General features: G+C 62.4%; 12 protein-coding genes and 1 pseudogene. 5 read left to right on the top strand and 8 right to left on the bottom strand.

The genetic code is table 11. The features are described from left to right. Window positions 1-20 precede the first annotated feature (20 nt). The 4 genes and pseudogenes from trxA (at window position 21) to NKK51_RS22575 (ending at window position 1488) form a co-directional block, all read left to right on the top strand. Complete coding sequence (gene trxA, locus NKK51_RS22590) at window positions 21-344, top strand: thioredoxin (protein ID WP_023810623.1); 324 nt, start codon at window positions 21-23, stop codon at window positions 342-344. A gap of 132 nt (window positions 345-476) precedes the next feature. After that, entirely contained in the window at window positions 477-758 is a 282-nt protein-coding gene (locus tag NKK51_RS22585) for a cupin domain-containing protein (protein WP_352554639.1), read from the top strand. Window positions 759-830: 72 nt separating this feature from the next. Continuing rightward, window positions 831-1079 carry a plasmid stabilization protein gene (locus tag NKK51_RS22580; protein WP_352554638.1) on the top strand — a complete coding sequence of 83 codons (249 nt, stop codon included), beginning with the start codon at window positions 831-833 and terminating at the stop codon, window positions 1077-1079. Then, window positions 1076-1488 (top strand): annotated as a pseudogene (locus NKK51_RS22575) (PIN domain-containing protein). Before NKK51_RS22580 ends, NKK51_RS22575 begins: the two are co-directional and overlap by 4 nt. A 138-nt stretch (window positions 1489-1626) precedes the next feature. Here NKK51_RS22575 and NKK51_RS22570 read toward each other — a convergent pair. The 6 genes from NKK51_RS22570 to NKK51_RS22545 all read right to left on the bottom strand — a co-directional run bounded on the left by NKK51_RS22570 (window position 1627) and on the right by NKK51_RS22545 (window position 7302). Further along, window positions 1627-2046, bottom strand: a complete 420-nt coding sequence (locus tag NKK51_RS22570; protein ID WP_352554637.1) for a VOC family protein — start codon at window positions 2044-2046, stop codon at window positions 1627-1629. Window positions 2047-2070: 24 nt separating this feature from the next. Beyond that, a complete protein-coding gene (locus tag NKK51_RS22565) occupies window positions 2071-3396 on the bottom strand; it encodes a bifunctional folylpolyglutamate synthase/dihydrofolate synthase (RefSeq protein ID WP_352554636.1) in 1326 nt (441 codons plus the stop codon). Window positions 3397-3515: 119 nt separating this feature from the next. Continuing rightward, entirely contained in the window at window positions 3516-4442 is a 927-nt protein-coding gene (accD, locus tag NKK51_RS22560; protein WP_027039954.1) for an acetyl-CoA carboxylase, carboxyltransferase subunit beta, read from the bottom strand. Window positions 4443-4487: 45 nt separating this feature from the next. Beyond that, a complete protein-coding gene (gene trpA, locus NKK51_RS22555; protein WP_352440508.1) occupies window positions 4488-5327 on the bottom strand; it encodes a tryptophan synthase subunit alpha in 840 nt (279 codons plus the stop codon). A gap of 2 nt (window positions 5328-5329) precedes the next feature. Then, window positions 5330-6550 (bottom strand): tryptophan synthase subunit beta, encoded by a 1221-nt coding sequence (trpB, locus tag NKK51_RS22550; RefSeq protein WP_023810615.1) that lies wholly within the window; start codon window positions 6548-6550, stop codon window positions 5330-5332. Window positions 6551-6642: 92 nt separating this feature from the next. Then, complete coding sequence (locus tag NKK51_RS22545; RefSeq protein ID WP_023810614.1) at window positions 6643-7302, bottom strand: phosphoribosylanthranilate isomerase; 660 nt, start codon at window positions 7300-7302, stop codon at window positions 6643-6645. A gap of 110 nt (window positions 7303-7412) precedes the next feature. On the opposite strand from NKK51_RS22545, the gene NKK51_RS22540 reads away from it, so the two are divergent. Continuing rightward, complete coding sequence (locus NKK51_RS22540) at window positions 7413-7631, top strand: hypothetical protein (protein WP_023810613.1); 219 nt, start codon at window positions 7413-7415, stop codon at window positions 7629-7631. A gap of 5 nt (window positions 7632-7636) precedes the next feature. On the opposite strand, the gene NKK51_RS22535 is transcribed toward NKK51_RS22540, so the two are convergent. Further along, window positions 7637-8395 carry a M48 family metallopeptidase gene (locus tag NKK51_RS22535; protein ID WP_023810612.1) on the bottom strand — a complete coding sequence of 253 codons (759 nt, stop codon included), beginning with the start codon at window positions 8393-8395 and terminating at the stop codon, window positions 7637-7639. Window positions 8396-8589: 194 nt separating this feature from the next. Continuing rightward, window positions 8590-9072, bottom strand: a complete 483-nt coding sequence (locus NKK51_RS22530; RefSeq protein ID WP_023810611.1) for a DUF2852 domain-containing protein — start codon at window positions 9070-9072, stop codon at window positions 8590-8592. Window positions 9073-9142 lie beyond the last annotated feature (70 nt).

Raw genomic sequence — 9142 nt, 5'->3', positions numbered from 1 at the left:
TTTCAAAAGGATTTTTCCATATGGCAACCGTGAAGGTCGACAAGAGCAACTTCCAGGCTGACGTGCTTGACGCCAACGTACCGGTCGTCGTCGATTTCTGGGCGGAATGGTGCGGCCCCTGCAAGCAGATCGCTCCGGCGCTCGAAGACATCGCCACCGAACTCGGCGCCAAGGTCAAGATCGCCAAGCTGAACATCGACGAGAATCCCGAGCTTGCCGCCCAGTTCGGCGTGCGCTCGATCCCGACGCTGATGATCTTCAAGGGCGGCGAAATGGCCGACATGAAGGTGGGTGCGGCGCCGAAGACCGCGCTGTCGCACTGGATCAATGGCAACCTCGCCTGACCTGTCTGAAATTCCTGATATCAAGCCCGGACTCGCGCCGGGCTTTTTGTTGGCGTCATTGGTAACAGGCTCTGGCCCTCACATCCGGGCGATCCATGTCTTCTGTTGGCAGCGCAAGCAGGGAGAAATGATATGACCGGATCCGCCAAGGCCACCGTCTTCATCGACAATGAGCGCGTCATCGTCACCGAATACCGCTTCCAGCCGGGCGACAATACCGGCTGGCATCGCCATGGCCATGACTATGTCGTGGTGCCGCTGATGGACGGCAAGGTGAAACTGGTGACCAAGGATGGCGAGAGCTTCGCCGAGATGAAGAAGGGCGCGCCCTATTTCCGCAAGGAAGGCGTCGAGCACGACGTGATCAGCGCCAATGAGGGTGAATACGCCTTCGTCGAGATCGAGCTGAAGTGATGGCGTGCCATCATCTGCCATCTAGATGGCAAGGGCAGGAAAGGCTATATCTTTCTCAAAAGGGAGTTTGAAATGGCCGAACCCCAGCTTTCCGTCCGCAGCGCAAAAGCACGCGATCTTGCGCATCGACTCGCTCGTCGCGAAAACCGCTCAATAGCTGATATCGTCGAACGCGCGCTTGAATCCTATGAGATTCGTGCGGCCGGGCGAGAACCGGCATCCGCCTTCTACTCTCGCCTGACGGCAAGCGTTGGCGTCGACATCGATCTGGAAGAAATCATCCGGGAAAGCCGCAAGGTCCATACAGGGCCGGAGCTTTGATTTTCGTCGACACCAATGTGATCTCTGAGAGCCTGGAAAGGCGCCTGACGCGGCTGTCATGGCTTGGCTGGTTCGCAACGATACCGAACTGGCGCTTCCCACGGTGGCGATTGCCGAAATCGCTTTCGGTATCCAAAAGATACGACCTGACGAGCGTGCCGATCGCCTGGAGCAAGGTCTCTCCCAATGGCGCCATCGCTTTGCCGGTCGCATTTTTGGGCTGACGGGGGAGGCGGCTCTGGCTTATGGCGAGATTATGGGAACGGCGACGCGCCAGGGCCGGGGCATGTCGGCACCCGATGGCATGATTGCAGCGATAGCGCGCGTGAATGGCGGTCGGCTGGCAACGCGTAACCTGAACGACTTCGGCCCGGCCAACCTCGAGCTGATCTCACCTTGGGATTTCTAATGCATGTCGCCCAAAAGTGATCTCGGTTTTGGGAAGACGACATGCATAAAAACAATGGCCTAAAGCGGGTCACCTGAATCCGTTCAGACGCGACACGCGTTAGGGCGTTTCACCGTTTCACGGAAAAGGAGGAATGCTCTACCAATCGGCGATGCGGTCGCCGCCGGCGAACTGTGCGCTTTTGCCGGTGTATTCGAACAGCTCGATCTTCACGCCGTTGGGATCGCGGATCCACGCCTGGAAAGTGTCGTCGCAGGCGTGCTTCTTGGCCGTGACGTCGATGCCCTTCGATTTGATGTGATCGATCGCAGCATCGATGTTTTCCACCTCGAGGCAGAAATGGTTGATCTGGTTCTGCTCGGTGTAGGCCGTGCCGCCCTTCTGGAACACCTCGATGTGGCTGCGCCCGCCGCAATTGAGGTAGAACCCGAAAATCTTGCCGTCGCGCAGGAAATTGAACTGCGTATCCAGGCCCAGCACGTCGCGATAGAAGCTTCGCGTTGCCTCCAGGTCATGCGCGAAGATGCAGACGTGAGCGAGCTGCTTGACCTTGATCATGACGGGTTCCTCGCAACTCCGACCTCAGGTCGGCGGAGTGCCGTTCTCGGCCAGCACCGCGCCGGTCAGATACAACGAACCGCTGATCAGGATGCGTGGCGCCGGGCCGTCCCAGGTGTCGCGCAGCAGCATCAGCGCGCTGGCGACGGAACTCACCGGCTCGGCGGTCAGCCCGGCTTCCGTTGCGCGGATCGCCAGTTCGTCGTTAGGCACGCCGGCCTCGCTGAGGCTCACCGGCACCGTGTAGACATGCCGGGCGAGGCCCTTGAAGGCACGGAAATAGCCGCTCTGGTCCTTGGTGTTGATCATGCCCGAAATGAGGAACAGCGGACGCGGGTTCTTCTCTTCCTGCTCGGCCAACGCTTCGGCAACCACCACGCCGGCGCCCGGATTGTGGCCACCGTCGAGCCAGATGTCGGCGCCCTTGGGTGCCAGTTCGGCCAGCCGGCCCTGCATCAGCTTCTGCATGCGGCCGGGCCAGGTGACATTGATCATCGCCTTTTCGGCGGCGCGATGGCTGATCTCGAAACCGGCTGCCTTGACCGCGGCGATCGCCGCCGCCGCATTGGCGAACTGGTGGCGTCCGGGCAGCCTGGGCGGCGGCAGGTCCATCAAGCCGTCTTCGTCCTGGTAGACCATGCGGCCGTTTTCCTCGAAGGCAAGGAAATCCTGGCCGTAGACGAAGGTGGGGCATTCAAGCCGCTCGGCGGTTTCGATCAGCACCTGCAGCGCCGTCTCGCTCTCCTGCGCGCCGATGACCACCGGACAGCCGGGCTTGATGATGCCGGCCTTTTCGGCCGCGATCAGTTCGACACGGTCGCCGAGATAGGCCTCGTGATCGAGCGACACCGGCATGATCACTGACACCGCCGGCTCCTTGACGACATTGGTCGCGTCGAAGCGGCCGCCGAGCCCGACCTCGATGACCGCGGCGTCGGCCTGGTGTTCGGAAAACAAGAGGAAGGTGACGGCGGTGAGGATCTCGAAGACGGTGATCTTCTCGCCTTCATTGGCTCTGGCCGCACGGGCAATGGCATCGGCGAAAACCCTATCTTCGACCAGCCTGCCGCCGCCATCGGCGGCCAGCCGGTAACGCTCATGCCAGTTGACCAGATGCGGCGAGGTGTGGACATGGACGCGGTAGTCCGCTGCCTCGAGCAGGGCGCGCGAAAAGGCGGCGCACGAGCCTTTGCCGTTGGTGCCGGCGATGTGGATGACCGGCGGCAGCCGATCCTGCGGATTGTCAAGCCGCTCCAGCAGCCGCGAAATGCGGTCGAGCGAAAGGTCGAAGCCTTTCGGATGAAGCGCCATCAGGGCTTCGATTTCGCGGTCGGCGGCAAGCGTCGTCATGGGTAGAATCCTAGCGCATGAGCCTGAAAACCAGAATCGGTCTCGGATGGCCATGGCAATCAAAAGCTACAGCGCGCCGAAGCCCTCGTGCAATCGCGGTCGCGGCGCTTCGTGTCGCTTCAGGCTTGCGGCCGAGCTTCCGCGGCAACCACCGCCGGCGGCAGGATTTCCGGCTCCAGCGGCTTTTGCTCCTCCGGCAGCTTGAGCAGCATCTTGAGCAGCCGCGATATGGTTTCGCGCAGCTCCAGCCGCGACACCACCATGTCGACCATGCCGTGCTCCATCAGATATTCGGAGCGCTGGAAGCCGTCGGGCAATTTCTCGCGGATCGTCTGTTCGATGACGCGCGGTCCGGCAAAGCCGATCAGCGCGCCGGGCTCGGCAATGTGCACGTCGCCCAGCATGGCGTAGGAGGCGGTCACGCCGCCCGTGGTCGGGTTGGTCAAAACGACGATGTAGGGCAGGCCGGCTTCCTTCAGCCGGTCGACACCGACCGTTGTCCGCGGCAATTGCATCAGGGACAAAATACCTTCCTGCATGCGGGCACCGCCGGAAGCAGCGAACAGGATCAGCGGCCGCTTGCGCTGCAGGGCCACTTCGAAGCCATGCACGATGGCGTCGCCGGCGGCCATGCCGAGCGAGCCGCCCATGAAGGCGAAGTCCTGCACCGTGACCACCACCGGCAGACCCTCGACGGTGCCCAGCGCATTGATGATCGCGTCCTCAAGGCCGGTCTTGGCCTTGGCGTCCTTCAACCGGTCGACATAGCGCTTCTCGTCGCGGAATTTCAGCGGATCCTGCATCACCTTGGGGTTGTCCAGGGTCTCGTATTTGCCGCCATCGAAGAAGAATTTCAGCCGCTCCTTGGCCGAGATCTTCATGTGATGGCCGGAGGACGGAATGACGAACTGGTTGGACTCCAGGTCCTTGTGGAACACCATCTCGCCGGTCTCCGGATCCTTGATCCAGAGGTTCTCGGGCATGTCGGTGCGCCGGCCGAGCATCGAATTGATTTTCGGGCGAACGTAATTGGTGATCCAGTTCATCGCTTCGGCTCCTGTCCTGACGAGGATTGGGAAGAGGTAGGAGAACTATTCGGCAGCAGCAAGGCGGGCCGAGCGCACGCCTTGCGCAAGGCCGCTGACCAGCGTGGCGACGGCTTCGGCCGGATCGGCGGTCTTTTCGCCCTTCGGTCCCAGCACATTGGCCACCGCATTGACGATCGCGGTGCCGACGACGACGCCGTCGGCATTGGCGCCGATCACCCGGGCCTGCTCGGCGGTCTTGACGCCGAAGCCGACGCAGACCGGCAGGTCGGTGTGGCCCTTGATGCGCTTGACCGCCGCCGCCACCTTGCCGGTGTCGGCCAGCGCCGAGCCGGTGATGCCGGTCATCGAGACGTAATAGACGAAGCCCGACGTGTTCTGCAGCACTTTCGGCAGGCGCTTGTCGTCGGTGGTCGGCGTCGCCAGCCGGATGAAATTGATGCCGGCCTTGAGCGCCGGAATGCACAGTTCCTCGTCCATCTCGGGCGGCAGGTCAACGACGATCAGCCCGTCGATGCCGCTGGCGATCGCGTCCTTGAGGAAGCGGTCGACGCCATAGATGTAGATCGGATTGTAATAGCCCATCAGCACGATGGGCGTCTCATTGTCGCCAGCACGGAAGTCGGACGCCATCTTCAGCGTCTTGACCAGCGTCTGGCCGCCCTTCAGCGCCCGCAGGCCCGCTGCCTGGATCGCCGGGCCGTCGGCCATCGGATCGGAGAACGGCATGCCGAGCTCGATGATGTCGGCGCCAGCCTTGGGCAGTGCCTTCATGATCGACAAAGAGGTGTCGTAGTCGGGGTCGCCGCCCATGAAATAGGTGACGAGCGCCGGGCGGCCTTCGGCTTTCAGTTTTGCCATGCGGCGGTCGATGCGGGTCACCATGATCAGATCTCCATGCCCAGCATCGAAGCCACCGTGTGCACGTCCTTGTCGCCACGGCCGGACAGGTTGACGATGACGATCTGGTCCTTGTCCATGGCGGGCACGATCTTCACCGCATGCGCAATGGCATGCGCGGATTCCAGCGCCGGGATGATGCCTTCGACGCGCGTCGTCAGCTTGAAGGCCTCCAGCGCTTCGTCGTCGAGGATCGGCACATATTCGACGCGGCCTGAATCACGCAGCCACGAGTGCTCCGGGCCGACACCAGGGTAATCGAGGCCGGCCGAGATCGAATGGCCATCCATGATCTGGCCGTCAGAGTTCTGCAGGAGATAGGTACGGTTGCCGTGCAGCACGCCGGGCGCGCCGGCATTCATCGACGCGCAATGCTCGATGCCGTCGAGACCGCGCCCGCCGGCTTCGATGCCGATGATGCGGACATCCTTGTCGTCGAGGAACGGATGGAACAGGCCGATGGCGTTGGAGCCGCCGCCGACAGCGGCGATGATCGTGTCCGGCAGCCGGCCCTCCTGTTCGAGGATCTGCGCCCGCGCCTCGATGCCGATCACCGACTGGAAATCGCGCACCAGCTCCGGATAGGGATGCGGGCCCGCAGCGGTGCCGATCAGGTAATAGGTGTCCTCGACATTGGTCACCCAGTCGCGCAACGCCTCGTTCATGGCGTCCTTCAGCGTGCCGTGGCCGGCGGTCACCGGCCGCACTTCGGCGCCCAGCAGCTTCATGCGGAAGACATTGGGGCTTTGCCGGGCGACGTCGGTGGCGCCCATATAGACGACGCAGGGAAAGCCGAAGCGGGCCGCGACCGTGGCCGAGGCCACGCCGTGCTGGCCGGCACCGGTCTCGGCAATGATGCGCTTCTTGCCCATGCGCTTGGCCAGCAGGATCTGGCCGAGGCAATTGTTGATCTTGTGCGAACCGGTATGGTTCAGATCCTCGCGCTTGAAATAGACCTTTGCGCCGCCGAGATGCTTCGTGAGGCCTTCGGCGAAATAAAGCTTCGACGGCCGTCCGGCATAGTGGGTCGACAGGTCAGTCAGCTCGGCCCTGAAATCCGCATCGTTCTTGACCTCGTTCCAGTGCCGCTCCAGATCGAGGATCAGCGGCATCAAAGTTTCGGCAACGAAACGACCGCCGAAAATGCCGAACATGCCCTGTTCGTCGGGTCCGGTGCGGAAGGAATTGGGTGTCGCCGGCTTGTTCATCGCCGATCTCCTGGCATCTTGACTTATGAAGCATGTCCTTGTCGGAAAACCGGTTCCCACTTTTCCGGGACATGCTCTGGTTTAAGGCACTACTAGGCTGCGCGGGTGTTCCGCGCGGCCCTGACGGCCCGGAAAAACTGTTCGATCAGCGCCGGATCCTTGATGCCCGGCGCGCTTTCCACGCCTGAGGAAATGTCTATTCCGGGCGGGTCGGCAAGCCGAAGGGCATCGCCGATATTGGCGGCGTTGAGCCCACCGGAAAGCATGTAATCGACGCTGCCGTCAAGGCCGGCGAGGATGTGCCAGTCGAAGGCCACGCCGTTGCCGCCCGGCAGTTGCGAGCCTTTCGGCGGCTTGGCGTCGAACAGGAACCGGTCGGCTATGCCGATGAACGGCTTTATCCGTTCGAGATCGGCGGCCTCGCTGAGCGGCAGCGCCTTCATCACCGGCAGGCCATAGCGGGCTTTGACCTCGGCGACGCGATCGGGCGTTTCCGCACCATGCAGCTGCAGCATGTCAGGCTGCATTTTGGCAACGATTTCATCAAGGAAGGCGTCGCTGGTATCTACGGTGACGGCAACCGCCATCGCCTTGCCGCGCGCAGTCTCGCGCAGACGGCCAGCCTCGGCAGGTTCGACATAGCGCGGGCTTTTGGCGAAGAAGATAAACCCGACATGGCTGGCGCCGCCGGCCAGCGCCGCGGCCATTGCCCCGTCGGTCTTCAAGCCGCAGATCTTGATGTCGAGTGCCATGGCGCGGGAATTGGCATGAAAAGCGAAAAGAGTCGAGAAAAAGCATGCTGTTTGCCGACACGGCCAAAGGCGCTACCTATGGATGAACAGGACACGGCGGGAGCACGATCATGACCGACAGGACAATTGCCGAACTCAGGCAGAAGGTCGCGCAGGCGCGCGAGGTCATCGCGCACCTGATCGACAAGGCTGCCTTCAACGGCGCCGAAGCGCACCGGGCGCTCGACTATTTCGGCGGCGATGAATTCGACGGCAATTTCCTGCCGTGGCCGCATCATGGCGATGAGGGGTTGCGGCCTGAGGACTTGAACGCCGCAAACGACGACTGAGCGATCTACTCGAACATGATCGCCTGCAGCGCACCGCCATTGCGCTTCAGCCAGTCCTTGCAGCGATCGGTGTCGGGGCAGAGCTTTTCGCACAATTTCCAGAATTTCGGACCATGGTTCATCTCCTTGAGATGCGCCACTTCATGCGCGACGAGATAGTTGATGACCGGCGACGGCGCCATCATGATGCGCCAGGAGAAGGACAGATTGCCTTCGGAGGTGCAGGAGCCCCAGCGGCTCGACGTGTCCTTGAAGCGGACGGCCTTGGCGCGTTTGCCTAACGCCTGGGTGTGCTTGAGCACCAGCTTCTCGATGTCCTTCTTGGCCTCGCGCTTGAGGAAGTCGGCGATGCGGCGCGGTAGGTGTATGCGATCGCCGTGCACGATCAGCAGCGGGCCGCGCTCATCGCTCGACACCGTCACGGTCCCGCGCTTTGATGGCTCATGGACGATGCGGTGCGCCACGCCACGCACCGGGATCCTGATGCCGGGCCGCACCTGCGGCCGCGTCGGCACCTTGGCCAGTCGCTGCTCCAGCCAGTCCTGGTGCCGCTCGAGGAACCTGTCTACCTCGCCGCGGCGCAGGCCTGGCGGCACGGTGATGCGCAGACCCTGGCCGCCTGAATCGATGCGCAGCGTCATTCGGCGCGCCCTGGCGCTCTCGACGATCTTGAGCGGGAGCGTGCGGCCGGCGATGCAATATTCGCGTTCCACGACAGGCGTGGGCTTGGGCTTTGTCAGATTGCGAAAGAAGCCGAGAGTCATGGCGGGACGATACGCGATTCGAGAAAAACGACTAGAACAAAAAAGAAACGGCGCCGCTCGCGCGACGCCGTCGTCATACCTTGGCCTGTCCTACAGCGCCGCGCGTCCTCTGGGACGCGCAAAGGACGCTGTAGCACTTTAAGTTGGCGCATGACCCGAAAACCGGTTCCGGTTTTCGGGTCATGCGTCGGGCCTCAGTCGTCAAGCAGGTTCGAACCCTTGCCACGCTTGGTGGTCGTCGTTCCGGCGCCCGGATCGGTCTTCGTCGGAGCCGTCGACTTGTTGCGGTTGGCCATGAACCGGTCGAACTCGTCCTGATCCTTGGCGCGGCGCAATTCGCGGGCATACTCGTCGAACTGGGTCAGCATCTCGTCGAGCTTGCGACGCTCTTCGTTCAGGCGCTCCAGTTCCTTTTCGCGCCAGTCGTCGAAAGCGACGTTGCCGGTGCGGGCGGAGCCATTGCCCCAGCGCGCGGCCTTGTCGGAACCGCGGCGGCATCCGGCGAAGATGCCGTCGGTCGCGCGGTTGACGTCACGCTTGAAGCCATCGAGGCGGTCGCCCCAGATGATGTAGGCGAGCATGGCGAAGCCGAGTGGCCAGAACACCATGAAACCCACAACCATCAACGCGATGGTTGCCGGCGTCCAGGCCGGACGGATCAATGCGGATGTGTTCATTTTCTCCCATTCCTTCGGTTGGAGACAGCCAAACCCGGCTGCGTGGAATCGAAATGGGAAGAGAAAAACG

The organism is Mesorhizobium sp. M0011 (assembly GCF_040324155.1).
Lineage (GTDB): Bacteria > Pseudomonadota > Alphaproteobacteria > Rhizobiales > Rhizobiaceae > Mesorhizobium.
This window is presented reverse-complemented; position numbering and strand designations above follow the sequence as displayed.

Coding starts and splice junctions, on each gene's coding strand:
- trxA (WP_023810623.1), top strand. CDS start 21: ATGGCAACCGTGAAGGTCGACAAGAGCAACTTCCAGGCTGACGTGCTT.
- NKK51_RS22585 (WP_352554639.1), top strand. CDS start 477: ATGACCGGATCCGCCAAGGCCACCGTCTTCATCGACAATGAGCGCGTC.
- NKK51_RS22580 (WP_352554638.1), top strand. CDS start 831: ATGGCCGAACCCCAGCTTTCCGTCCGCAGCGCAAAAGCACGCGATCTT.
- NKK51_RS22570 (WP_352554637.1), bottom strand. CDS start 2,046: ATGATCAAGGTCAAGCAGCTCGCTCACGTCTGCATCTTCGCGCATGAC.
- NKK51_RS22565 (WP_352554636.1), bottom strand. CDS start 3,396: ATGACGACGCTTGCCGCCGACCGCGAAATCGAAGCCCTGATGGCGCTT.
- accD (WP_027039954.1), bottom strand. CDS start 4,442: ATGAACTGGATCACCAATTACGTTCGCCCGAAAATCAATTCGATGCTC.
- trpA (WP_352440508.1), bottom strand. CDS start 5,327: ATGGTGACCCGCATCGACCGCCGCATGGCAAAACTGAAAGCCGAAGGC.
- trpB (WP_023810615.1), bottom strand. CDS start 6,550: ATGAACAAGCCGGCGACACCCAATTCCTTCCGCACCGGACCCGACGAA.
- NKK51_RS22545 (WP_023810614.1), bottom strand. CDS start 7,302: ATGGCACTCGACATCAAGATCTGCGGCTTGAAGACCGACGGGGCAATG.
- NKK51_RS22540 (WP_023810613.1), top strand. CDS start 7,413: ATGACCGACAGGACAATTGCCGAACTCAGGCAGAAGGTCGCGCAGGCG.
- NKK51_RS22535 (WP_023810612.1), bottom strand. CDS start 8,395: ATGACTCTCGGCTTCTTTCGCAATCTGACAAAGCCCAAGCCCACGCCT.
- NKK51_RS22530 (WP_023810611.1), bottom strand. CDS start 9,072: ATGAACACATCCGCATTGATCCGTCCGGCCTGGACGCCGGCAACCATC.